The following is a 23626-nucleotide window of genomic DNA, read 5'->3' on the forward strand; positions in this document are numbered from 1 at the left end:
TAAGTGTAAGAGCAGCCTGCGTTCCACGGTTGGCGAGAGTAGAAAGATAAAGTATGCACTTGCCAGGCACGCATTAATTTGGACTTTTTTGGTGGTGTGCGGATTGGCTGGGTTGTTAGTGATTGGTGCCATATTTGAATGGGTTAACTATTTGGCAGGATGGGTTGTTCTATTAGTCAGTGTTTTTTTGATTGGGTGTGTAAAGGTGAGCTACGAAGGAGGAAAAGTTTTTGAGGTCAGGTTGGACAGTGTTTGAAAGTGTAGGACGCTTTGGGTCAGAGGCTGGAGAGTATTCGGTGTGTTTATAGAATCGTCCTACGTTTCGTCAGGACGGAGACTGCATTTTTACTTGTTTGGTTCGTATTTACTCGCTGGCTTAAATTAGGACGTGGGAATTGTATGGAACCTGTAAGCGAGAATGGAAAATATCAATTGGACAAAGGCGCGTCATCGGCTGGAGGTGAAGAGCTGTATGGGGTCTCGATCACCAAATTTTTACTGCTGTATGTGATGACCCTTGGTGGGTATATGATGTATTGGTCGTATCGGAACTGGAAGTTTTATAGTTGTATGTCTCAAACAGGTATTATGCCGGTCATGCGTGGGATATTTTGGCCGTTTTTTATTTTTTCACTGCTTGCGCGAATTAAGGCTGCGTCGCGTGTTAAAGGGGATCAATGTCATTGGTCTTCTGAAATTAGAGGGCTGTTGATTTTTTCGCTTGTGTTGGTGTCGTGGGCGTTAGGTTTTATTCTAAATGAGCCAGCCGATAGTATGGTTGCATTAGTGGCGGGTGTGATCGTTATTGCCGTAGGTGCCTATTTGTTTGTGGATGTTCAGCGTGTGGTTAATCAATTAACCAATGATCCGCAAGGGCGTGGCAATAGTGAAATGACAGCGGCGAACATGATCTGGGTAATTCTCGGCGGTCTCTATTGGGTCTTTGTTACTTTAGGTACATTTGCTGTACAAGTCTGAGTGGCTCACTGTATTTCGGACAGTAACACGATCTGTTTCTAATATTGGCTATCCGGATCTTTCAGTTAGATCCGGCTTTCTGATTGCTTTGCAATCGGACTTAGTCTCGCGGAACTCGGCAACGCTACAGGTTTTTGTAGTCGCTGCCGAAGGCTGCGATAAGGGCCGCAGGGCCCTTCAACATTAAACAGTCTCAGTCGAATCAAACGGCTTGCGCACCGCCCTTACTACAGGGCGCAGCAGTTCAGTCGGCGGTGTTTCGCAGCTGATTTTACGGCCCAGCATTGCTTCAATTGACGGCAACTGGTACGAGTCGTCTTCACCGGCAAAGCTGATGGACACGCCACTTGCGCCCGCGCGGCCTGTACGGCCAATGCGGTGCACATAGTCATCCGGCACTTCGGGCAAGGTGAAGTTGATCACATGGCTGATGCCGTCGATGTGGATGCCGCGCCCTGCAACGTCGGTGGCGACCAGGACCCGGATCTTGCCTTCGCGGAAGCCTTCGAGGGTTTTGATGCGCTTGTGCTGCGGTACGTCGCCTGACAGTTGGGCGGCGTTGATGCCGTCTCGTACCAGGCGCTCTTCGATGCGGCGTACTTCATCTTTGCGGTTGGCGAACACGATGACGCGTTCCCAGCCGTTGTCGTTCACCAGGTTGAACAGCAATTTGTATTTGTCAGCACCGGCGACCGCATACACGTGTTGCTCCACCAGTTCGTTGGCGACGTTCTGGGCTTCGATTTCAACGATGGCCGGGTCGGTGGTCCATTGTTTGGCCAGGTTCATCACGTCTTCAGTGAAGGTCGCGGAGAACAGCAGCGTTTGACGCTCGGCTTTTGGCGGGGTCTGACGAATGATCTGACGCACTTGCGGGATGAAGCCCATGTCGAGCATGCGGTCAGCTTCGTCGAGCACCATCACTTCGACCATGTCCAGGTGCACGTCGCCACGTTGGTTGAAGTCCAGCAGACGGCCCGGGGTGGCCACCAGAATGTCGCAATGACGCGCTTCCAGGTGTTTGAGCTGTTTGTCGAAGTCCATGCCGCCCACAAACGTCATGACGTTGAGGTCGGTGTACTTGGTCAGGTCGGCGGCGTCTTTGGCGATCTGCACCACCAGTTCGCGGGTTGGCGCGATGATCAGTGCCCGCGGCTCGCCCATGTAGCGTTCTTTGGGCGGCGGGGTTTGGGTCAGTTGGCTGATGATCGAGATCAGGAACGCAGCGGTTTTGCCAGTGCCGGTTTGGGCACGGCCAATGGCGTCGCGTCCGCTCAGGGTGTAGCCCAGCACTTGTGCCTGAATCGGCGTGCAATACGGGAAACCCAGGTCCTGGATGGCGTGCATCAGTTCAGGGGTGAGCTTGAAATCGTGAAAGCGGGTTTTGCCTTCTTGTGGCTCAACAACAAAATCTTCGAGTTTCCAGGGAATGACTGGCGGTTTGGGGGCCGCTTCACGCCGTGGTTTTGCAGCTTTTGGTTTTTCGATACGCGCAGGTTCTGGGGCGGGCGAGGCTGCGGGAGTGGTCACCGCGGCTTGCGCAGGAGCAGAAGGGCCAGGCTGTTGCGCGTCGGTTCGCGGGCTGGGGCTGCTGGGAGGTGTCATGGACGCTGGCGCGAGCGGCTCAGCCTCGCTTTTACCGAATATTTTTTTGAGTGCTTTAAGCACGGTCATCTCATCAGTTGGTTAAGGAGTGTACGCCGGGCAGTGTAATGCAAGTCGCGTGCTCGGCGTAGTTAACGGGGGGATGTTTCGTTTTTAGCTCAGGTGTTTGGCCAGCCAAGTACCGATGTCACGGATTTCTTCGGGTAACACTTGGTGCCCCATTGGGTATTCCTGCCATGTAACGTCCACACCCAAACGCTTCAAGTGCTCATACGCCGTGCGCCCCATCGAGTTTTGAACGACATCGTCGTGTTGGCCATGCAGGCAGTACGCGGGCGTGCGTTGTTGGCTGGCGGACAATTGCAGCTCATTACTGAAGGTTGGGGCGTAGGTGGAGAGGGCAAGTACGCCACCCAATGCGCCCTGCCATTTTAGATAGGCGGTATGAAACACCACGGCGCCGCCTTGGGAAAAACCGGCGAGAAAAATTCGACTCGCGTCTATTCCGGCCCTCTTCTGATCTTCGATCAACTCAATGACCGTGTCTGCCGATTGGTTCAGCTCCTCCTCACTGATTGAACGAGCAGGGCTCATGGCCCGGATGTCGTACCAGCTCGGCATGGCATATCCGCCATTAATAGTCACTGGCCGGGTCGGTGCCTGGGGCAAAACAAAGCGCGTGGTCTCTAAGGACTCTTGCAGCGCTTCAGCCACCGGCAAGAAGTCATAACGATCGGCGCCCAAGCCGTGAAGCCAGATAACACAAGCGTCTGCGGTCTTTGGGGGGTGAATGATCAGAGGTTCGGTCATGGATGCTCCATCGTTGGGCGTTCGCGCTAAGAGTGAGCGCGATAAAGGTGCGCGCTTGTTTAAAAGTTACAGAAGATGTCGCCTGCTTGAACGTTTCTGCCTAAAAACCAGGCTGAATCGCTTAACGCGTCACAGTGGTACGGGCTTTGCTATGGGGACAGGGACGTTAGCAGGTTCTCCGTCGGCGGTAACACTAACAGGCAACGGCCAGATGGGGGACAGCAAAATCAGACAGATGAAGTTAGACAAGGAATTCAACAGCTCAGGTGAGCGCTTCGGTTTGAAGAGTCGTGCGATACACCTATCGCTCAAGGCTTATGCCGCTTGACCCAACAAAAAGCCAACACGGGTCAACAGTGCCTCACAAGGGGGCGGCGGGTCTTGTTCAAACACAAAAAAAGCAGCACTGGAGGTTTGAATGAAGCAGTTGAAATCCACCCTGGCCCTGGCCACCGCAGCCGTCGTTTTGAGCGTTGCAGGTTTTGCTCATGCCGGCGCGACATTGGATGGCGTAAAAAAGAAGGGTTTTGTGCAGTGTGGCGTCAGTGATGGCTTACCGGGTTTCTCGGTTCCTGACAAAGACGGCAAAATTCTGGGGATCGATGCTGACATTTGCCGCGCCGTAGCCGCTGCTGTGTTTGGCGATGCGACCAAGGTCAAGTTCAGCCAGTTGAACGCCAAAGAGCGTTTTACCGCGCTGCAATCGGGCGAAGTTGACGTGTTGTCGCGCAACACCACCTGGACCAGCTCTCGCGATGCGGGCATGGGCCTGGTGTTTGCTGGCGTGACGTATTACGACGGCGTTGGCTTTTTGGTCAACAACAAGCTGGGCGTAAAAAGCGCCAAGGAACTGGACGGTGCGACCATCTGCATCCAGGCCGGGACGACCACCGAGCTCAACGTCTCGGACTACTTCCGCGCGAATAATCTGAAATACACACCAATCACTTTCGATACCTCTGATGAAAGCGCCAAGTCGCTGGAAAGCGGCCGTTGCGATGTGTTGACCTCCGACAAATCGCAGCTTTATGCACAGCGCAGCAAGTTGGCCAACCCGAACGACTACGTGGTGTTGCCGGAAACCATCTCTAAAGAACCGCTGGGTCCAGTGGTGCGCAAGGGCGATGAAGACTGGTTCAGCATCGTTAAGTGGACGCTGTTCGCCATGCTCAACGCGGAAGAAGCGGGCATTACCTCTAAAAACGTAGTGGCCGAAGCCAAATCGAGCAAAAACCCTGACGTTGCCCGTTTGCTGGGCGCTGACGGTGAATACGGTAAAGATCTGAAATTGCCTAAGGACTGGGTCGTTCAGATCGTTAGCCAAGTCGGTAACTACGGCGAAGTCTTCGAGAAAAACCTCGGCAAGAGCACCCCGCTGGCCATCGACCGTGGTCTGAACGCCCTGTGGAACAACGGCGGCATTCAATACGCACCCCCTGTGCGCTGATAGCCCTGTCACCCGGTGGGCCAACCACCGGGTGAAGTTTTGATTCCTTTTTTCAGGGGCACTTCATGCAGACTAAAGTCGGCGCACCCAAGCAGAGGCTGAGCCTCAGCGATCCACGTGTGCGTGCGTGGTTATTTCAGATCATCACCGTCGGGTTGGTGGTCTTTATGGGTTGGTATCTGTTCAACAATACTCAGACCAACCTGCAACACCGAGGCATTACGTCCGGTTTTGACTTTCTTGAACGCAGTGCAGGGTTTGGTATTGCGCAGCACTTGATTGATTACACCGAATCCGACAGCTATGCGCGGGTCTTTGTGATCGGATTACTGAACACTTTGCTGGTGTCGGTCATCGGTATCGTGCTGGCAACCATTCTGGGTTTCATCATCGGTGTCGCACGGCTTTCATCGAACTGGATGATCAACAAGCTGGCGACGGTTTATGTCGAGATTTTTCGCAATATCCCTCCACTGCTGCAAATCCTGTTCTGGTACTTCGCGGTCTTTCTGACCATGCCGGGGCCGCGTAACAGTCACAACTTCGCCAACACCTTTTATATGAGCAGCCGCGGCCTGAACATGCCGGCCGCCATTGGCACCGATGCATTCTGGCCGTTTGTGATCAGTGTGGTGCTGGCGATTGTGGCGGTGGTGGTGATGGCGCGGTGGGCCAATAAACGCTTTGAGGCGACCGGTGTACCGTTTCATAAGTTCTGGGCCGGGTTGGGCTTGCTGCTGGTGATTCCTGGAGCATGCGTGCTGATTTTTGGCGCGCCGGTGCATTGGGAAATGCCTGAGCTCAAGGGCTTCAACTTTGTCGGTGGCTGGGTGCTGATCCCGGAACTGCTGGCGTTGACCATTGCACTGACGGTGTACACGGCGGCTTTTATTTCCGAAATCGTGCGCTCGGGCATCAAGTCGGTCAGCCACGGCCAGACCGAAGCGGCCCGCTCCCTGGGGCTGCGCCCTGGGCCGACGCTGCGCAAGGTCATCATCCCGCAAGCACTGCGGGTGATTATTCCGCCGCTGACCAGCCAATACCTCAACCTGGTGAAAAACTCGTCGCTGGCGGCGGGCATCGGGTATCCGGAAATGGTTTCACTGTTTGCCGGCACGGTACTGAACCAGACCGGGCAAGCGATTGAAGTCATCGCCATCACCATGAGCGTTTACCTGGCTATCAGCATCAGCATTTCGCTGCTGATGAACTGGTACAACACGCGCATTGCGCTGATCGAGCGATGAGGACGCGACTATGACGACTCATGTTTTCAAACCCGACATGCCGCCGCCGGGTAACCGCATCGGCATCGTCGCCTGGGCGCGGGCCAATCTGTTTTCCAGTTGGCTCAATACCCTGCTGACGCTGTTTGCCTTTTACCTGGTTTGGCTGATTGTGCCGCCACTCCTCAGTTGGGCGATTTTTGACGCCAACTGGGTGGGCAGTACCCGGGCCGACTGCACCAAGGACGGCGCTTGCTGGGTGTTCATCCAACAACGTTTCGGTCAGTTCATGTACGGCTATTACCCGCGTGAACTGCGCTGGCGTGTCGACCTGACCGTGTGGTTGGCAGTCATTGGCATTGCGCCGTTGTTTATCGCGCGCTTCAAGCACAAGGCGATTTACGGCCTGAGCTTTTTGGTGGTGTACCCGATCCTGGCGTACAGCCTGTTGCACGGCGGCTACTGGGGGCTGAGCAACGTGGCGACCAGCCAATGGGGCGGCTTGATGCTGACGCTGGTGATTGCCACCGTGGGCATCGCGGGTGCATTGCCGCTGGGCATTTTGCTGGCCCTGGGGCGACGTTCGGACATGCCGGCGATTCGCGTGGTGTGCGTAACCTTCATTGAGTTCTGGCGCGGCGTACCGTTGATCACGGTGCTGTTTATGTCGTCGGTGATGCTGCCGCTGTTTCTGCCCGAGGGCATGAACTTCGACAAGCTGCTGCGGGCCTTGATCGGGGTGATTCTGTTCCAGTCGGCGTATGTGGCCGAAGTGGTGCGCGGCGGTTTGCAGGCCATTCCCAAAGGCCAGTACGAAGCGGCTGCCGCGATGGGCCTGGGCTACTGGCGCAGCATGGGCCTGGTGATCTTGCCGCAAGCCTTGAAGCTGGTGATCCCCGGCATCGTGAACACCTTTATTGCCCTGTTCAAGGACACCAGCCTTGTGATCATCATCGGCCTGTTCGACCTGCTCAACAGCGTCAAGCAAGCCGCTGCCGACCCGACCTGGCTTGGCATGGCGACCGAAGGTTATGTGTTCGCGGCCTTGGTGTTCTGGATTTTCTGTTTTGGTATGTCCCGCTACTCCATACATCTGGAGCGCAAGCTGGACACTGGCCACAAGCGTTAGTAGGAGTTGGACATGAGTGAAGCAATCAAAAAGCCAGCTAGCCCTGAAGGCATTATTCAGATGCAGGGTGTTAACAAGTGGTATGGCCAGTTCCACGTGCTCAAGGACATCAACCTGAACGTGCAGCCAGGCGAGCGGATTGTGTTGTGCGGGCCTTCGGGCTCGGGTAAATCGACCACTATTCGCTGCCTTAATCGCCTCGAAGAACACCAGCAGGGGCGCATTGTGGTTGATGGTGTGGAGTTGACCAACGACATCAAGCAGATCGAAACCGTGCGCCGCGAAGTCGGCATGGTGTTTCAGCACTTCAACCTGTTTCCGCATCTGACCATTCTGCAAAACTGCACGTTGGCACCGATGTGGGTGCGCAAGATGCCCAAGCGCCAGGCCGAAGAAATTGCCATGCACTATCTGGAGCGCGTGCGCATTCCGGAGCAGGCACACAAGTTTCCGGGGCAGTTGTCCGGTGGTCAGCAACAGCGTGTGGCGATTGCCCGGGCGCTGTGCATGAAACCCAAAATCATGCTGTTTGACGAACCGACCTCAGCGCTTGATCCGGAAATGGTCAAAGAAGTGCTCGACACCATGATCGGTTTGGCAGAAGACGGCATGACCATGCTCTGCGTGACGCACGAAATGGGCTTTGCCCGGACCGTGGCTAACCGCGTGATCTTTATGGACAAGGGTGAAATCGTCGAGCAAGCCGCACCGAATGACTTCTTCGACAATCCGCAAAATGACCGGACCAAACTGTTCCTCAATCAGATTTTGCATTGATGTCATAGGCTGCATTTTTGTGTAGGAACGTGCTGTTTCGCGATCTTTTAAAGATCAAAAGTTCGCGAGGCGAGCTCGCTCAGGGGGTAAGCGTGCATTTTCGCGCTGTTGTTGCTTTAGAAACAGCAGCGCGTTGATGTCTGCGCATTCGTTGATTGCCTGTAACGGCGCAACCAGTTCCGAGTGCCGGCCCAGCAGACGCATCAGTACATTCGCTGCATTCATGGCCCGCCAGGTTAGGCACGCTGCGGGTTAATGGTTTGAAACTCCCACTCACATCGCGCCCTTGAACGGGTGCATCGCGCTGGGCGCGCCGCAGGTGTAGCAATCTTGTTTGCTCATCGGTCTTTTCCTTGAAGCCAATGACGGGCTGGCCCCTGCGCATCAAATTACCCTTTAAGGGTTTTTTGTTCAGCGTTTAGTCAGTCGCTTGAGTTGGCCCTTTAATCTGTAGTTGATTGCTCTTGCGCAAGGCGCTGACTAACATGTCGGAAAATTCATCCTATGATTGGATGAAAAGGTGAACTCCATGACAGACGTTTCTCCGCTGATAAAACGCTCGCTGGTCGATCAGGCCCTTGAGCAACTGCGCGCCCGCATCAACAGTGGTACGTGGGAGGTGGGGCAGCGTCTGCCGACCGAGCCAGAGCTGGCCACGCAACTGAACATCAGCCGTAACACGGTGCGTGAAGCCATGCGGGTGCTGGCGTTTGCCGGTCTGATTGATATTCGCCAAGGCGATGGCAGTTATTTGCGCGGGCGTATCGATCCGATGGACACGCTGCGTGCATTGTCATCCTGTTCGCTGGAGCAGGGTCGTGAGATGCGCCATATCCTGGAAGTCGAAGCCGTTGGCCTGGCAGCCTTGCGCCGCACCGATGAAGACTTGCGGCTCCTGCATCAGGCGCTCGAGGTCAGCGGCCAGCATTATCATGGCGAACTCGATACCTATATTTGCTGTGACTTGCTGTTTCATCAGCGGTTGATTGATGCCGCGCACAACCCGGCCTTGAGCGAGTTGTACCGCTACAGCGCCAGTGTTTTTACTCATCATTTGCGCAACACCATGGACGTTCAGCCACGGCGCCAGAAAGTGTTTGATCTGCACGTCCAATTGCTGGAAGCCGTCGAACAACAAGACCCGCAGCGGGCTATGGCGCTTTGCCGGACGTTGATCAATGAACCTTGAACCGGAGAAGGCCATGAACCCTCCCTCGACCGAAGCTGTTCGCCATTTGGATGAACTGGAAGAACTGCTGATCGACGCTGAAGTTGATGACGAGCAGGTGCAACAGACGCCACCGGTGGTGCTGCGTCCCTGGTTGCTGCTGTTGGGGCTGGTGCTGGTGGCTCTGAACCTGCGCCCGGCATTGTCGAGCGTGGCGCCGTTACTCGGCGAGGTATCGGACAGCTTGGGATTGTCAGCCGCGCAAGCCGGTTTGCTGACCACTTTGCCCGTGCTGTGTCTGGGGGTGTTTGCACCTTTGGCACCGATTTTGGCCCGACGCTTTGGGACTGAGCGGGTGGTACTCGGGATTCTTCTGACGCTGGGCGGCGGCATTGTGTTGCGCAGTTGCCTGGGTGAAGTCGGACTGTTTGCCGGTAGCATTTTGGCTGGTGCCAGTATTGGGGTGATCGGCGTATTGGTGCCGGGCATTATCAAGCGTGATTTTGCCGGGCATGCCGGCACCATGACTGGCGTCTATACCATGGCGTTGTGCCTGGGGGCGGCACTGGCGGCGGGCGCAACGGTGCCGTTGAGCCATTACCTGGGGGACAGCTGGGCATCAGGTCTGGGGTTCTGGGCGCTACCTGCCGTGCTGGCGGCCATTTTCTGGCTGCCGCAGGTGGGCAAGCGACAAGGCGCGCACAACGTGGCCTACCGGGTGCGTGGCCTGCTGCGTGATCCCCTGGCCTGGCAAGTGACCTTCTACATGGGGCTGCAATCGTCGTTGTCCTACATCGTTTTCGGTTGGTTGCCTTCAATCCTGATTGGCCGAGGCCTGACCCCGACCCAAGCCGGGCTGGTGATGTCGGGTTCGGTGATCGTTCAGTTGATCACGGCGCTGAGTGCGCCCTGGCTGGCGACGCGCGGCAAAGATCAACGACTGGCGATTGTGCTGGTCATGGGCATGACGTTGGCAGGCCTGTTTGGTTGTCTGTATGCCCCGCTGGACGGCTTGTGGGGCTGGGCGATTGTGTTGGGACTCGGGCAGGGCGGGACGTTCAGTCTGGCGTTAACCTTGATTGTGCTGCGTTCGCGTGATGCCCATGTGGCGGCCAACCTGTCGGGCATGGCTCAAGGCATTGGCTACACCGTGGCCTCGCTGGGGCCGCTGGCCGTGGGCGTGGTGCATGAAGTCACGGGAGGTTGGAATGCGCTGGGCTGGATTTTTGCGGTGATTGGCCTGTGTGCCATCGTTGCGGGGCTTGGGGCTGGGCGGGCGCTGTATGTGAACGTGCAGAGCGAGAAGATTCAAAGCGCATAGTGTTTCGGCTCATTGCGGATTATCGTGCAGGGATCAATCACTGTACGGAACTCGCCATGAGCCAAGACCATCAAGCGTTGATTACTCGCTTCTACCAGGCTTTTCAGCAGTTGGATGCGCACGCCATGGGCGAGTGTTACACCGACGACGTACTGTTCAGCGATCCGGTATTTGGCGAACTGCGTGGGCATGACGTCACCGATATGTGGCGCATGCTGACGTCACGGGCCAAGGACTTCAGCCTGACGTTTGATCAGGTTCAGGCCGACACGCAGCGCGGCAGTGCGCACTGGGTTGCGACCTATTTGTTCAGCCAGACCGGTCATGTCGTGATCAACGATATTCAGGCCCGCTTTGTATTTCGCGACGGCAAGATATGCGAGCATCACGACCACTTCGACCTGTGGCGCTGGTCGCGTCAGGCATTGGGCACCAAGGGCCTATTGCTGGGGTGGACGCCGCTGGTGCAAAACGCCATTCGGGCCCAGGCGAAAAAAGGCCTCAAAGCCTTTCAGGCAGGGCGTTAAGGATTAAGTGTGACAAGCGTTAGCGAATCTTCCGAGGCCACGGCTCAAGTGGCTAAACCCTGGTTTGTGTATTTGGTGCGTGCGGCCAATGGCTCGCTGTATTGCGGGATCAGCGCTGACCCGGTGCGACGTTTTGCCCAGCATCAAACCGGAAAGGGCGCGCGTTTCTTCGCTTCAAGCCCAGCCGTGGCCTTGGTGTATATCGAGTCCTGGCCGGATAAAGGCGAAGCGCTGCGTCAGGAACGGCTGATTAAAAAGCTCAAAAAAAGCGCAAAAGAGTGCCTGGTGCAAAGCCAGATGGCGCAGTGCTTAGAAGTGAGCTGACCGGGCTTTCAATTGCGCTATGCTGCCCGCTCACATACGTCTGGCGGATTACTGAATGTCTGAGTTGATTCTTCATCATTACGCAACGTCCCCTTTCGCCCACAAAGCTCGCCTGTTGCTGGGCTTCAAAGGGCTTTCATGGCACTCAGTACACATCCCGGCGATGATGCCAAAACCTGATTTGCTGGCCTTGACCGGTGGTTATCGTAAAACCCCGGTGCTGCAAGTGGGGGCGGACATTTATTGCGATACAGCGTTGATTGCCCAGCGTCTGGAGCAAGAAAAATCGGCGCCGGTGTTGTTGCCTCTCGGCAAAGAACTGGTGGTCAGTGCGTTTGCGGCATGGGCTGACTCGGTGGTGTTTCAGCATGCCGTGAGTTTGGTGTTTCAGCCTGAATCGGTGGCGGTGCGTTTTGCCAGATTACCGCCAGAAGGGGTCAAGGCGTTCATGGCGGATCGCGCGGGCTTGTTCAGTGGTGGCAGTGCGACCCGTTTGCCGCTGGAGCAGGCTAAATTGCAGTGGCCAGTGATCATGGCGCGACTTGAGCGGCAATTGCAGCACGAGCAGGGTGACTACCTGTTTGGTGAACCTTCGATTGCCGACTTTGCGTTGGCCCACCCGCTGTGGTTCCTGAAGGCCACACCGGTAACGGCGCCGCTGGTCGATGCGTATCCGGCGGTGGCTGCCTGGTTGGCACGGGTGCTGGATTTTGGTCAGGGCACACCGATCGACATGACCTGCGAGCAGGCGCTGGACGTGGCCAAAAATGCTGAGCCCGTTGAGTTACCTGAATTCGATAAGCAGTGCGGGTTAGCCCAAGGTCAGCGCGTGATCGTGGCTGCGACCGACTACGGTGTCGATCCGGTGGAAGGTGAATTGGTGCACGTGGGCGCAGAAGAAATAGTCGTGCGCCGGAAAGACCCGCGAGTCGCCGCTGTGCATGTGCACTTTCCACGTATCGGGTTTCGAATGGATGCGGTGGGTCAGTAACACGGTGCTGAATACTCCCGTTGGAGCTATTTCAACGCTGCCAAGATCGCATCCGGGTTGAAATCCCTGAGCAATGTACCGTTCACGTCCAGTATCGGAATCCCGCGGCCACCCAGCGCCTCATAGGCCTGGCGGGCCGCGGGATCCTTCTCGATATCAAATTCCTTGAAGGCAATGCCTTTCTGATCCAGAAAGCGCCGCGTGGCCTTGCAGTAGCCGCACCATGGGGTGGAATACAGCACCACCCGGGCGCTGGCCCGGGTTTGCTCGGACACCACGCCTGAGGGGTTAAGCACCCGCTCGATCTTGCCCCAGTTCTGAAAAACGACCACAACCACCAGAACAAACAAGACTTTCTTCAGGATGCCGTTCAGCATTATTTGTTGCGCTTGAGCTGGTCGAGCAATTGGGTCGGCAGGCCTTTGATGACAAGCGTACCGGCCTCTTCGTCGAACTCTACCTTGGAGCCCAGCAAGTGCGCTTCAAAGCTGATAGACAAGCCCTCAGCGCGCCCTGTGAAGCGGCGGAACTGGTTCAGGGTGCGTTTATCAGCCGGGATCTCAGGTGACAGGCCATAGTCCTTGTTGCGAATGTGGTCGTAAAACGCTTTAGGGCGTTCTTCGTCGATCAGCTCGGACAACGCTTCCAGACCCATCGGTTCACCGATCTTGGCCTGACTGCTGGCGTAATCGACCAAGGTCTTGGTTTTTTCGCGGGCTGATTCTTCGGGCAGGTCTTCGCTTTCAACAAAGTCACTGAAGGCCTTGAGCAGCGTGCGGGTTTCGCCGGGGCCGTCGACGCCTTCCTGGCAGCCGATAAAGTCGCGGAAGTACTCCGAGACCTTTTTGCCGTTCTTGCCTTTGATAAACGAAATGTACTGCTTGGATTGCTTGTTGTTCTGCCACTCGGAGAGGTTGATCCGTGCGGCCAGGTGCAATTGACCCAAATCCAGGTGGCGCGAAGGCGTTACGTCCAGTTCCGAGGTGACCGCTACGCCGTCGCTGTGATGCAGCAGCGCAATGGCCAGGTAGTCGGTCATGCCTTGCTGGTAATGCGCGAATAACACGTGACCGCCCACCGACAGGTTGGATTCTTCCATCAGCTTTTGCAGGTGCTCAACGGCTACACGACTGAAGGCGGTGAAATCAGTGCCGCCGTCCAGGTATTCCTTGAGCCAGCCGCTCAAAGGATGTGCACCGGACTCTGCATGGAAAAAGCCCCAGGCTTTCCCTTGTTTGGCGTTATAGCTTTCGTTCAGGTCTGCGAGCATGTTCTCGATGGCTTGAGACTCGGCCAACTCGGAGTCGCGTGCGTGGAGAACAGCGGGCGTACCGTCGGGTTTTTTATCAATCAAGTGGACGATGCAATGACGGATCGGCATGGGCTTCTCGGCGAATAATGAGCGGGGAGGGCGCGCGCCCGGAAAAGCGCCAAGTGTACCGCACCTGAGCTTCAGAGCAGTCTTCGTACCGTGTTTAGGGCGGTGATGGACGGGGTAGAGGGTTTTTTTACGCTTTTAAGGCGATAAAGCTGACCAAATGGCTAGGTAGAGGCGGATATTTAGCCGTCGCTGTGCTAGTTTTGCCCGGTCTTGCGCTGGCTAACGGCGCGAAGCATGCATTCAGCCTGTGTCAGGTCGAACCAAACTCCGTTTTAGCACTCTACATCCGCGATTCGTCGTGAAAGCAAACGGGCGTGCCAGACCCTCGATTTCTGGCTCGATAGCTGACCTTGCACTTTGCAAACCAAATGAATTTGATAGGGAAGGAACATCTTAATGGCTATTACTAAAGACCAACTGATCGCTGATCTGGCTGAAGCTGTAGACGCACCGAAAACTACCGTTCGTGCTCTGCTGGATCAACTGGGTCAAATCGTTGCTGATCAGCTGGAAAATGGCGGCGAAATCACTCTGCCAGGTATTGGCAAACTGAAAGTGACCGAGCGTCCTGCCCGCACTGGCCGTAACCCTTCGACTGGCGCTGCCATCGAAATCGCTGCCAAAAAAGTTATCAAGCTCGTTGTGGCTAAAGGCCTGACTGACGCTGTTAACAAGTAAGAATGCATTAAAAAAAACCGCGCTTGGGAGTGATCCTGAGCGCGGTTTTTTTATGGGCGAAAATCCTCTGTAGGAGCGAGCTTGCTCGCGATCTTTTGATCTTTAAACGCTCGCTCCTACACTGGGGGTTGGCTTACTTCCAGTTTTTCTCGCGCCACATCTGCTGCTGGTCTTTGTCATGGAAGGTCCAGGCCACAAAGCGGCTTTGCTTGTTGCCCTGGGACATTTCGACGACCTGGCTCTCACGTGCACCGGCTTTTTTCAGTGCTGTTTGAATGGCCGGCAAGTTGGAGGCCTTGGACACCAGCACGCTGAACCACAGCACCTGACGACCTACCTGCACGCTTTCACGTATCAGTTGGGTCACAAAGCGTTGCTCGCCGCCTTCGCACCACAATTCGGCCGCCTGGCCACCAAAATTCAGAACCGGCAGTTTGCGCTTGGGATCGGCCTTGCCCAATGCGCGCCATTTGCGCTCGCTGCCGCGTGTGGCTTCATCCAGCGAGGCGTGGAACGGCGGATTGCACAGGGTCAGATCGAAACGCTCGCTGCTTTCCAGGATGTCCAGCAGGATCTTCTGTGGATTAGGTTGCAGGCGCAGGCTGATGGCTTTGTTCAAGCTGTTGGACTGCACAATCGCCTTGGCGGCTTTAACCGCTGTCGGATCGACTTCAGTGCCGAGGAACTGCCAGCGGTATTCGCTGTGGCCGATCAGCGGGTAGACGCAGTTGGCGCCCATGCCGATGTCCAGCACGCGTACGTTGGAGCCGCGCGGAATCTCGCCATCGTTCATGTTGGCCAGCAAGTCAGCGAGGAAGTGCACGTAATCGGCGCGGCCCGGCACCGGGGGGCACAGGTAATCAGCCGGAATGTCCCAGTGTGCAATCCCGTAGAACGTCTTGAGCAGGGCGCGGTTGAAGACGCGCACGGCACTTGGGTTGGCGAAGTCGATGCTCTCTTTGCCGTACGGGTTGATGATCACGAACTCAGCCAGTTCAGGGCAGACCGAGATCAATTGTGGAAAGTCGTAACGGCCCTGATGGCGGTTGCGCGGGTGCAGGCTGGGCTTGACGCGCGGCTCGACCGGTGTGCTCTCGCCGGCAGTCTTGGGCTTGTGGCGTGTGGCTTTGGAAGTACGTGGGGTTGTCATGTTCAATTCATTCCACAAAAGCAATCGCGGGCAAGTCCGCCCCAGCAGGGGTAAACCCTGCGGGAGCGTCCTTGCCCGCGATCAGGTGCGCAGCGTTTTTACAGGCTGGAAATCCGCGCGTGCTGGTCAGCCAATTTGCTCAAGGCCTGTTCGGCCTCGGCCAATTTGGCGCGTTCCTTTTCGATGACTTCAGCCGGAGCCTTGTCAACGAAGGCGGCGTTCGACAGTTTTCCGCCAACGCGGGCCACTTCGCCGTGCAAACGCTGGATTTCCTTGTCCAGGCGCGCCAACTCTGCATCTTTGTCGATCAGGCCAGCCATTGGCACCAACACTTCCATCTCGCCAACCAGAGCGGTAGCAGACAGAGGCGCTTGGGCGCCGTCTTGCAGCACGGTGATCGACTCGAGTTTAGCCAGCTTTTTGAGCAAGGCATCGTTCTCGGTCAAACGGCGCTGGTCTTCGCTGCTGACGTTTTTCAGGTACAGCTGCAACGGCTTGCCCGGGCCAATGTTCATTTCGCCACGGATGTTGCGCGTGCCGAGCATCAAGCCCTTGAGCCATTCGATGTCGTCTTCGGCGGCCTGGTCGATGCGCGCTTCGTTCGCCACCGGCCACGGTTGCAGCATGATGGTCTTGCCTTCAACCCCGGCCAGCGGCGCGATGCGCTGCCAGATTTCTTCGGTGATGAACGGCATGAACGGGTGCGCCAGACGCAAGGCAACTTCCAGAACGCGAACCAGCGTGCGGCGAGTGCCGCGCTGACGATCAACCGGTGCGTTTTCGTCCCACAGCACGGGCTTGGACAGTTCCAGGTACCAATCGCAATACTGGTTCCAGATGAACTCGTACAAGGCTTGTGCGGCCAGGTCGAAGCGGAACTGCTCGAGGTGACGGGTCACTTCGGCTTCGGTGCGTTGCAACTGCGAGATGATCCAGCGATCAGCCAGCGACAGTTCGTAGGCTTCGCCGTTCTGGCCGCAGTCTTCGCCCTTGTCCAGCACGTATCGTGCAGCGTTCCAGATCTTGTTGCAGAAGTTACGATAGCCTTCAACGCGGCCCATATCGAACTTGATGTCGCGGCCGGTGGAGGCCAGCGAGCAGAACGTAAAGCGCAGGGCGTCGGTGCCGTAGCTGGCGATGCCGTCTGCGAACTCGTCACGGGTCTGCTTCTCGATCTTCTTCAGCAGTTTTGGCTGCATCAGGCCGCTGGTGCGCTTGGCCACCAGGTCTTCGAGTTCGATACCGTCGATGATGTCCAGCGGGTCCAGGACGTTGCCTTTGGACTTGGACATCTTCTGGCCTTGACCGTCACGTACCAGGCCGTGGACATACACGGTCTTGAACGGCACTTGCGGGGTGCCGTCTTCGTTCTTCACCAAGTGCATGGTGAGCATGATCATCCGGGCAACCCAGAAGAAAATGATGTCGAAGCCGGTAACCAGCACGTCAGTGGAGTGGAAGGTCTTCAGCGCATCGGTCTTTTCTGGCCAGCCCAGGGTGGAGAATGTCCACAGACCCGAACTGAACCAAGTGTCGAGCACGTCGTTGTCTTGCTGCAACGCAACGTCCGGGCCCAAATTGTGCTTGGCGCGTACTTCGGCCTCGTCGCGGCCTACGTAGACCTTGCCCGACTCGTCGTACCAGGCCGGAATGCGGTGGCCCCACCACAGTTGGCGGCTGATGCACCAGTCCTGGATGTCGCGCATCCACGAGAAGTACATGTTTTCGTACTGCTTGGGCACGAACGCGATGCGGCCGTCTTCGACAGCGGCGATGGCAGGTTCTGCCAGCGGCTTGGTCGAAACGTACCACTGGTCGGTCAGCCACGGTTCAATGACGGTGCCCGAGCGATCGCCCTTCGGTACTTTCAGGGCGTGGTCGTCGACGCTGACCAGCAGCCCGGCTTCTTCAAAGTCGGCAACGATTTGCTTGCGCGCCTCGAAGCGGTCCAGGCCAGCGTATTTGGCTGGCAGGGTCCCGTCGACGGATTCATTGAGCGTGCCATCGAGGTTGAACACCTGTGCGGCAGGCAAAACGGCGGCGTTTTTGTCGAAGATGTTCAGCAGCGGCAGGTTGTGGCGCTTGCCGACTTCGTAGTCGTTGAAATCGTGAGCCGGGGTGATTTTCACACAGCCGGTGCCAAATTCCGGGTCGCAGTAGTCGTCCGCGATGATCGGAATGCGGCGGCCAATCAAGGGCAGCTCAACGAATTTGCCGATCAGGGCTTTATAGCGTTCGTCTTCCGGGTTTACCGCGACAGCAGCGTCACCGAGCATGGTCTCTGGGCGGGTCGTGGCAACGACCAGGTAGTCCAGACCTTCAGCGGTCTTGGCGCCGTCAGCCAGCGGGTAGCGCAGGTTCCACAGGAAACCCTTCTCGTCGTGGTTTTCAACTTCAAGATCGGAAATAGCGGTGTGCAGCTTGGTGTCCCAGTTAACCAGGCGCTTGCCGCGATAGATCAGGCCGTCTTCGTGCAGGCGCACAAAGGCTTCTTTCACCGCGTCCGACAGGCCGTCGTCCATGGTGAAGCGCTCGCGGCTCCAGTCTACGGACGAACCCAGGCGACGGATCTGACGGCTGATGTTGCCGCCCGATTGCTCTTTCCATTCCCAGATTTTGTCGAGGAATTTTTCGCGACCCAAGTCGTGGCGGTTCAGACCCTGTGCTTCGATCTGACGCTCAACCAGCATTTGGGTGGCGATACCGGCGTGGTCGGTGCCCGGCTGCCACAGGGTATTGCGACCCTGCATGCGGCGGAAACGGATCAAGGCGTCCATGATCGCGTTGTTAAAACCGTGACCCATGTGCAGGCTGCCGGTGACGTTCGGCGGCGGGATCATGATGGTGTACGGGTCGCCCGCGCCTTGCGGGGCAAAATAATTCTCTTCTTCCCAGGTTTTGTACCAGGAAGTTTCAATGGCGTGCGGCTGGTAGGTCTTATCCATGCGCGGCGGGACCCTATTGGCATTAATTCAGGAAAGCCGGCAAGTATAGCGGGGCGGGACGCTGAGGGCGAGGTGTGCGCTGCTTTATGTAGCCGCTGCCGCAGGCGGCGATGGCGCGCGTAGGAGGGGCGGTGTTTTGATGACCTTGCGGGCCTTATCCCTGCCTGCGGCAGGGGTGACGGGATTTGCGTCCGCTGTCAGTTCTGATGCTGGGCGAGCAGGCGCTCCATGTGTGCATCAAGACGGCGCTTGATCTCGGTTTCGATGTGCGGGGCGAAGTCGTTGATTACGTCTTGCATGATCGCTTGCGCTGCCGTGCGCAGTTCTTTGTCCAGATGCACCAGCAACGCGTCCGGGGCTTTTTCGGCATTGGGCGCCGGGGTAATGCCGAGCAACGGTATTTGCGCCGGATCGGGGGCGTCGTCGATGACTTCGGACAACAACGGAATCTGCGTGCCATTGTCGCCAACCATCTCAGTCAGCAGCGGCGGTTGCAGGTCATCATCGCCGAGCAATTGGCGAATGGACTCGAGGTCGTCAAGCAGGTGTGCGGCTTTTTGCGGCGAGTTGGAGGTATCCATCGTGTGCTCAGAGTCGTTGTAACTTGTGGTCTTGCAGAGGATAGCCGTGTTCACGGTAGAAGCGGAAACTCTCCCGTGCGGCCAGTCGAACGGCGGGGTCTTCGACCACAACTTCGGCCACGCGGGCGAAGCGTTTGAAGAATTCAGGGACTTTAAGGTCCAGGTTGATCAGTAAATCCTGGTGGCTGGCCGGGGCCTCAGTGAGGCCTATGACAATCACGCCATCGGGTTGGTCTTCGGTGTTGCTGTGGGGCACGAAGCTTTCGCCTTTGAAACGCCACAGGCGTTCGTCCAGGTCTTGGCGTTGAGCTGCGTCGCTGCAATGCAGGTACACACGATGCCCAAGGCGCCAGGCTTTTTCGGTGAGTTTGCAGGCGAAGTCCAGCCGCGCCGAGGGTTCAGCGCTGGGCAGGATATAAAAGTCGACCTTGGTCAGCTCTTCATTTAATTCTGAGGTCATTGCGGTTCCTGGATCGGGGCTGCGCTGGCGTTTAGCCGCGCAGCCATCGATTGTCAGCTTCAAGCGTTGGCGCGGTCCAGCAGGTACTGCGTCAGCAGAGGCACTGGGCGGCCACTGGCGCCTTTGTCCTTACCGCCGCTGACCCATGCGGTGCCAGCGATGTCCAGGTGCGCCCAGTGGTAGGCCTTGGCAAAACGTGACAGGAAGCAACCTGCGGTAATCGCGCCGCCTTTAGGGCCGCCAATGTTGGCCATGTCGGCAAACGGGCTGTCCAGTTGCTCTTGGTATTCGTCGAACAACGGCAATTGCCAGGCGCGGTCGTCGGCTTGTTTGCCGGCTTCCAGCAGTTGCGCGATCAGTTCGTCGTTGTTGCCCATCAGGCCCGAGGTGTGAGCGCCCAGGGCGACCATGCACGCGCCGGTCAGGGTGGCAATGTCGATCACCGCCTGTGGTTTGAAGCGCTCGGCGTAGGTCAGGGCATCGCACAGCACCAGACGGCCTTCGGCGTCGGTGTTGAGGATTTCAACGGTTTGGCCGCTCATGGTGGTCACGATGTCGCCCGGACGGGCTGCGCCGCCGCTTGGCATGTTCTCGGCGCATGCCAGGATGCACACCAGGTTGATCGGCAGTTTGAGTTCAAGGACCGCACGCAGGGTGCCGAACACGCTGGCTGCACCGCCCATGTCGTACTTCATTTCGTCCATGCCGGCGCCGGGCTTGAGGCTGATGCCGCCGGTGTCGAAGGTGATGCCTTTGCCGACCAGTACAAACGGTTTCTCGGATTTCTTGCCGCCTGCGTAGTTCATCACGATCAGGCGGGGCGGCTGGTCGCTGCCCTGGCCGACCGCGTAGAACGCGCCCATGCCCAGATCCTTGATTTTCTTCTCGTCAAGGATCTCGACTTTCAGGCCTTTGAATTCCTTGCCCAGTTCCTTGGCTTGTTCGGCCAGGAACACCGGGTGGCAGATGTTTGGCGGCAGGTTGCCCAGATCGCGGGTCAACGACATGCCGTTGGCAATGGCGTGGGCGTGGGTCACGGCACGCTGAACTTCAGCCTGTGCAGCCTTGATGGTCAGCAGGGTGATTTTCTTCAGGGCGCGAGGTTCAGCTTTCTGGCTTTTGAAGCGGTCGAAGGTGTATTCGCCGTCGATCAGGGTTTCGGCCAGCAGGCGGGTTTTGCTGTAGCTGTCGCGACCCTTGACCACCAGTTCGTCGAGTGCGAACACCGCGTCGCTGCCGCCCAGGCCTTTAAGAATATTCAGCGCGCCGCTGACGATTTTGCGGTACGGGCGGTCGGCCAATTCTTCGTCTTTGCCCGTGCCTAGCAGCAATACGCGCTCGGCCTTGAGGTTTGGCAAGCTGTGAAGCAGCAGGCTTTGGCCGGTTTTGCCAGCGATATCGCCACGCTTGAGCACGGCGCTGATGGCGCCACCAGTGAGCTCGTCGATGGCTTTAGCAGTGGGGCCGAGCTTGCGGCCTTCGCTGATGGCAACCACCAGAGTGGCCGTTTTCAACGTTTCTGGGCTGACGCTTTTTACAACCAGTTCCATGTCCGGGTCCCTGAATCAAATGGTCAACGTGCGCACAAACGGTGCTGTTTGCTTGCCTGTAAAGATGAAGCGCTTCACCTGTGATTCAGGCGGGCGTCAAGGCGGGCAGTTTGAACCTCGTCGGCCGAACCTGACAACCCTCGATCAGCGCTTTAAAGTCTTGGCTTTGCATGCGCAGTGACAGGCGCGGTCATTCACAGGATAATGCGCCATCTTTTTAAACGGCTAGGCTCATTTGCATGAGCGTGTGCCGACTCGTTATGCCGTTTGTTTGGCCGCCTTAGCCTGACGACCCCTGGAGTGTCTGGTTTGATCGTCTTCCGTTATCTATCCCGCGAAGTCCTGCTTACATTGAGCGCTGTCAGCGCTGTGCTGCTGGTCATCATCATGAGCGGTCGTTTCATCAAGTATCTGGCTCAGGCTGCCTCTGGCGCTCTGGATCCAAGTTCGTTGTTCATCATCATGGGTTTTCGTCTGCCAGGCTTTATGCAGTTGATCCTGCCTTTGGGGTTGTTTCTGGGCATTCTTCTGTCCTACGGGCGTATGTACCTCGAGAGCGAGATGACGGTGTTGTCGGCGACCGGCATGAGTCAGCAGCGCTTGCTGGGCATTACCCTGTTTCCGGCCACTATTGTGGCGCTGATCGTTGCCTGGTTGAGCCTGAGCCTTGCGCCACAGGGCGCAACCCAGTTTCAACTACTGCTTAACAAGCAAGATGCCCTGACCGAGTTCGATACCCTGGAACCGGGTCGTTTTCAGACCTTGAACGATGGTTCTCGAGTGACCTATACCGAAGAACTGACGAATGACCGCTCTCATTTGGGGGGGGTGTTTATCAGTCAAAAGAACCTTGGCCAGGACGCCAAGGACCGCAGTATTTCGATTCTGGTCGCCGCAAAAGGGCGTCAGGAAGTGCGTCCGGACGGCAGCCGCTGGTTGATTCTGGACGACGGCTACCGCTATGACGGTAACCCTGGGTTGGCGGACTATCGCGCCATCAAGTACGACACCTATGGCGTACTGCTGCCTAAGCCTGAAGTCAGTAATGAAGTGACAGATCGCGATGCGATGCCCACCAGCAGCCTTGTGGGCAGCACCGACGTGCGCGCGATTGCTGAGTTGCAGTGGCGTATTTCCATGCCGCTGCTGGTCTTCATCGTCACATTGATTGCCGTCCCGCTGTCTCGCGTCAATCCGCGTCAGGGGCGCTTCCTCAAGCTGTTGCCCGCCATCCTTCTTTATCTGGGCTATGTGACCGCCTTGATCCTGGTACGTGGTGCCCTTGAAAAAGGCAATATTTCACCAACGCTGGGTCTGTGGTGGGTCCATGGCCTGTTCTTGATCATTGGCCTGCTGTTGTTTTACTGGGAGCCGTTGCGCTTGAAATTGGCGAGTCGGCGCAGCGTGAAGGAGCTGGCTCATGGTTAAGCTCGATCGCTATATCGGTAAAAGTGTGTTTTTAGCGATCCTGGCCGTTTCCGGGATCATTTTAGGGCTGGCCTCGCTGTTCGCCTTCATCGATGAGATGAAGAGCATCTCCAGCACCTACACCATGATGGATGTGCTTAGTTTTGTTGTGCTGACAGCCCCGCGTCGGCTCTATGAGATGTTGCCGGTGGCGGCACTGATTGGCTGTCTGATTGGCTTGGGCAGTCTGGCGAGCAATAGCGAACTGACCATCATGCGTGCGGCGGGTGTATCCACCAGTCGTATTGTTTGGGCGGTCATGAAGCCAATGCTGGTCTTGATGCTGGCCGGTATTCTGATTGGTGAGTACCTGGCGCCCGCCACCGAGTCTGTGGCTCAAGCTAACCGTGCCTTGGCGCAGGGCGGCGGTGATGCACAAAGCTCCAAGCATGGTATGTGGCACCGCGAGGGTGAGGAGTTCATCCACATTAACGCGGTACAGCCTGATGGCAAATTGCTGGGTGTGACACGTTATCGCTTCGACAAGGAGCGTCACCTGCTGTCTGCAAGTTTTGCCAAGAAGGCCAGCTTCGAGCAAGACCACTGGCAATTGGGTGAAGTGGCGACCACGGTTTTCCATGACCGCAGCACTGAAGTCATCAATACGCCCGACGAGCGCTGGGACGTTTCCCTGAGTCCGGAATTGCTCAGTACCGTGGTCATGGCGCCAGATGCGCTGTCGATCTCGGGGCTTTGGGGCTACATCCACTACTTGAAAGACCAGGGGCTGAGTAACGGCCGTTACTGGCTCGCATTTTGGGTCAAGGTGTTGCAGCCACTGGTCACAGCAGCGCTGGTATTGATGGCGATTTCTTTCATCTTCGGCCCGTTGCGTTCTGTTACTTTGGGGCAGCGAGTGTTTACCGGTGTGCTGGTGGGGTTTGCGTTCAAAATCGCCCAGGACCTGCTGGGGCCTGCCAGTCTGGTGTTTGGCTTCTCGCCGTTGTTTGCGGTACTGCTGCCAGCCGGTATCTGTGCCTTGGCCGGAGCATGGCTGTTGCGTCGAGCCGGTTGATCAACTGCCGTTGAGCTGATCAAAGGCCTCTATCTCAGGATAGGGGCTTTTTTGTGGCAGGCCATTGGCCTGTGAACGTGACGCTTGGCTCAGGGA

Annotated in this window: 23 protein-coding genes; 13 read left to right on the forward strand and 10 right to left on the reverse strand. The window is 57.0% G+C overall.

Annotated features, from left to right (window positions below; translation table 11 throughout):
- The first annotated feature begins 399 nt into the window (after positions 1–399).
- Positions 400–978: a hypothetical protein gene (locus tag ACIQYF_RS09330; protein WP_402859912.1), complete on the forward strand. Its 579-nt coding sequence runs from the start codon at positions 400–402 to the stop codon at positions 976–978.
- A 183-nt stretch (positions 979–1161) separates the two neighbouring features.
- Here ACIQYF_RS09330 and rhlB read toward each other — a convergent pair whose 3' ends face one another.
- The gene (gene rhlB, locus ACIQYF_RS09335) at positions 1162–2652 is read right to left on the reverse strand and encodes an ATP-dependent RNA helicase RhlB (protein ID WP_402859915.1); all 1491 of its coding nucleotides are present in this window, start codon (positions 2650–2652) and stop codon (positions 1162–1164) included.
- 84 nt (positions 2653–2736) lie between these two features.
- Positions 2737–3393 (reverse strand): alpha/beta hydrolase, encoded by a 657-nt coding sequence (locus tag ACIQYF_RS09340; RefSeq protein WP_402859918.1) that lies wholly within the window; start codon positions 3391–3393, stop codon positions 2737–2739.
- 418 nt (positions 3394–3811) lie between these two features.
- On the opposite strand from ACIQYF_RS09340, the gene ACIQYF_RS09345 reads away from it, so the two are divergent.
- The 4 genes from ACIQYF_RS09345 to ACIQYF_RS09360 all read left to right on the forward strand — a co-directional run bounded on the left by ACIQYF_RS09345 (position 3812) and on the right by ACIQYF_RS09360 (position 7972).
- Entirely contained in the window at positions 3812–4840 is a 1029-nt protein-coding gene (locus ACIQYF_RS09345; protein WP_402859921.1) for an amino acid ABC transporter substrate-binding protein, read from the forward strand.
- A gap of 65 nt (positions 4841–4905) precedes the next feature.
- Positions 4906–6087 carry an amino acid ABC transporter permease gene (locus tag ACIQYF_RS09350; protein WP_402859924.1) on the forward strand — a complete coding sequence of 394 codons (1182 nt, stop codon included), beginning with the start codon at positions 4906–4908 and terminating at the stop codon, positions 6085–6087.
- 10 nt (positions 6088–6097) lie between these two features.
- On the forward strand, positions 6098–7195 hold the full coding sequence (locus ACIQYF_RS09355; protein ID WP_402859927.1) for an amino acid ABC transporter permease: 1098 nt from the start codon (positions 6098–6100) through the stop codon (positions 7193–7195).
- A 12-nt stretch (positions 7196–7207) separates the two neighbouring features.
- Complete coding sequence (locus ACIQYF_RS09360) at positions 7208–7972, forward strand: amino acid ABC transporter ATP-binding protein (RefSeq protein WP_019412133.1); 765 nt, start codon at positions 7208–7210, stop codon at positions 7970–7972.
- Between the two features lie 54 nt (positions 7973–8026).
- Here the strand turns inward: ACIQYF_RS09360 and ACIQYF_RS09365 are convergent, their stop codons facing one another.
- Entirely contained in the window at positions 8027–8197 is a 171-nt protein-coding gene (locus ACIQYF_RS09365) for a hypothetical protein (protein WP_402859930.1), read from the reverse strand.
- A 304-nt stretch (positions 8198–8501) separates the two neighbouring features.
- On the opposite strand from ACIQYF_RS09365, the gene ACIQYF_RS09370 reads away from it, so the two are divergent.
- Genes ACIQYF_RS09370 through ACIQYF_RS09390 form a run of 5 tightly spaced genes read left to right on the forward strand, consistent with a single transcriptional unit; the run spans position 8502 to position 12303 of the window.
- Positions 8502–9161 carry a FadR/GntR family transcriptional regulator gene (locus ACIQYF_RS09370; protein WP_402859933.1) on the forward strand — a complete coding sequence of 220 codons (660 nt, stop codon included), beginning with the start codon at positions 8502–8504 and terminating at the stop codon, positions 9159–9161.
- Positions 9151–10461 carry a CynX/NimT family MFS transporter gene (locus tag ACIQYF_RS09375; RefSeq protein WP_402859936.1) on the forward strand — a complete coding sequence of 437 codons (1311 nt, stop codon included), beginning with the start codon at positions 9151–9153 and terminating at the stop codon, positions 10459–10461. The genes ACIQYF_RS09370 and ACIQYF_RS09375 overlap by 11 nt, the downstream gene beginning before the upstream one ends.
- A 56-nt stretch (positions 10462–10517) precedes the next feature.
- On the forward strand, positions 10518–10988 hold the full coding sequence (locus ACIQYF_RS09380; RefSeq protein WP_402859939.1) for a nuclear transport factor 2 family protein: 471 nt from the start codon (positions 10518–10520) through the stop codon (positions 10986–10988).
- A 9-nt stretch (positions 10989–10997) separates the two neighbouring features.
- Positions 10998–11312, forward strand: a complete 315-nt coding sequence (locus ACIQYF_RS09385; protein WP_402859942.1) for a GIY-YIG nuclease family protein — start codon at positions 10998–11000, stop codon at positions 11310–11312.
- Positions 11313–11367: 55 nt separating this feature from the next.
- The gene (locus ACIQYF_RS09390) at positions 11368–12303 is read left to right on the forward strand and encodes a glutathione S-transferase family protein (RefSeq protein ID WP_402859945.1); all 936 of its coding nucleotides are present in this window, start codon (positions 11368–11370) and stop codon (positions 12301–12303) included.
- Between the two features lie 26 nt (positions 12304–12329).
- Here ACIQYF_RS09390 and ACIQYF_RS09395 read toward each other — a convergent pair whose 3' ends face one another.
- Together ACIQYF_RS09395 and yejK are read right to left on the reverse strand one after the other, a co-directional pair.
- Positions 12330–12680 carry a glutaredoxin family protein gene (locus ACIQYF_RS09395; protein ID WP_402859948.1) on the reverse strand — a complete coding sequence of 117 codons (351 nt, stop codon included), beginning with the start codon at positions 12678–12680 and terminating at the stop codon, positions 12330–12332.
- Positions 12680–13684, reverse strand: a complete 1005-nt coding sequence (gene yejK, locus ACIQYF_RS09400) for a nucleoid-associated protein YejK (RefSeq protein ID WP_402859951.1) — start codon at positions 13682–13684, stop codon at positions 12680–12682. Before yejK ends, ACIQYF_RS09395 begins: the two co-directional genes overlap by 1 nt.
- A gap of 396 nt (positions 13685–14080) precedes the next feature.
- Here yejK and ACIQYF_RS09405 point away from each other — a divergent pair, with 396 nt between their 5' ends.
- On the forward strand, positions 14081–14362 hold the full coding sequence (locus ACIQYF_RS09405) for an HU family DNA-binding protein (protein WP_019412143.1): 282 nt from the start codon (positions 14081–14083) through the stop codon (positions 14360–14362).
- A gap of 133 nt (positions 14363–14495) precedes the next feature.
- Here the strand turns inward: ACIQYF_RS09405 and rlmF are convergent, their stop codons facing one another.
- The 5 genes from rlmF to ACIQYF_RS09430 form a co-directional block, all read right to left on the reverse strand.
- Positions 14496–15512, reverse strand: coding sequence for a 23S rRNA (adenine(1618)-N(6))-methyltransferase RlmF (gene rlmF / locus ACIQYF_RS09410; protein WP_402859954.1), 1017 nt, complete (start codon positions 15510–15512; stop codon positions 14496–14498).
- A 98-nt stretch (positions 15513–15610) separates the two neighbouring features.
- A complete protein-coding gene (locus tag ACIQYF_RS09415; RefSeq protein ID WP_402859957.1) occupies positions 15611–18457 on the reverse strand; it encodes a valine--tRNA ligase in 2847 nt (948 codons plus the stop codon).
- 197 nt (positions 18458–18654) lie between these two features.
- Positions 18655–19038: a DNA polymerase III subunit chi gene (locus tag ACIQYF_RS09420; protein WP_402859960.1), complete on the reverse strand. Its 384-nt coding sequence runs from the start codon at positions 19036–19038 to the stop codon at positions 18655–18657.
- A gap of 7 nt (positions 19039–19045) precedes the next feature.
- On the reverse strand, positions 19046–19474 hold the full coding sequence (locus ACIQYF_RS09425) for a DNA polymerase III subunit chi (protein ID WP_402860138.1): 429 nt from the start codon (positions 19472–19474) through the stop codon (positions 19046–19048).
- Between the two features lie 83 nt (positions 19475–19557).
- Positions 19558–21048: a leucyl aminopeptidase gene (locus ACIQYF_RS09430; RefSeq protein ID WP_402859963.1), complete on the reverse strand. Its 1491-nt coding sequence runs from the start codon at positions 21046–21048 to the stop codon at positions 19558–19560.
- A gap of 309 nt (positions 21049–21357) precedes the next feature.
- Between ACIQYF_RS09430 and lptF the strand changes: the two genes are divergently transcribed.
- Both lptF and lptG read left to right on the forward strand, forming a co-directional pair.
- On the forward strand, positions 21358–22476 hold the full coding sequence (gene lptF, locus ACIQYF_RS09435) for an LPS export ABC transporter permease LptF (protein ID WP_402860141.1): 1119 nt from the start codon (positions 21358–21360) through the stop codon (positions 22474–22476).
- Positions 22469–23530, forward strand: coding sequence for an LPS export ABC transporter permease LptG (gene lptG, locus ACIQYF_RS09440; protein WP_402859966.1), 1062 nt, complete (start codon positions 22469–22471; stop codon positions 23528–23530). The genes lptF and lptG overlap by 8 nt, the downstream gene beginning before the upstream one ends.
- Positions 23531–23626: the final 96 nt, after the last annotated feature.

Origin of the sequence: Pseudomonas sp. NPDC096917 (assembly GCF_044762555.1) — a bacterium.
Taxonomy (GTDB): Bacteria; Pseudomonadota; Gammaproteobacteria; order Pseudomonadales; family Pseudomonadaceae; genus Aquipseudomonas.